Here is a 383-nt window from a genome sequence, read left to right as displayed (position 1 = left end):
TCGCTATCCCCCTCGTCTTCCTCGCGATTCTGGTCCCGGCAATCGAAGACGCAGCGACCGGCAGCGCCGCTGTCGTCGGTGGAACCGTCGCCGTCGTCGGCGCTGGCCTCCCGCTCAATCTCGGACTGCTCGTCGCGGCCGGGGTTGGCATCACGGCTGGCGTTCTCACGGAATCCGTCACAGGAGGGACCGATGGCGACTAATTACGGCCCGGTTGAGATAGCCGGTGTCGTCGCTGTCATCGGCGTGTTGACCTACGCCTGTCGCCTCTCGTTCATCGCGCTGTTCGGTCGGCTGGACGAAATTCCGCCGGTCGTCGAGCGGGTGTTGCGGTTCGTCCCCGCCGCCGTCCTCGCCGCGCTTGTCCTCCCCTCGTTCATGAC

General features: G+C 66.3%; 1 protein-coding gene and 1 pseudogene. Both read left to right on the top strand.

Annotated features, from left to right (window positions below; genetic code table 11):
* A pseudogene (locus FY251_RS22235) lies at positions 1-203 on the top strand (branched-chain amino acid ABC transporter permease); the annotation flags it as partial.
* Positions 193-383, top strand: a 191-nt coding sequence (locus tag FY251_RS22230) for an AzlD domain-containing protein (protein WP_148417041.1), incomplete at its 3' end; no start/stop codon positions are given. The pseudogene FY251_RS22235 and the gene FY251_RS22230, both read left to right, overlap by 11 nt.

The organism is Haloferax sp. KTX1 (assembly GCF_902410085.1).
In the GTDB taxonomy this organism is placed as follows: domain Archaea; phylum Halobacteriota; class Halobacteria; order Halobacteriales; family Haloferacaceae; genus Haloferax; species Haloferax massiliensis.
The sequence above is the reverse complement of the archived record's forward strand: the minus strand, read 5'-3'. Positions and strand labels throughout refer to the sequence as shown.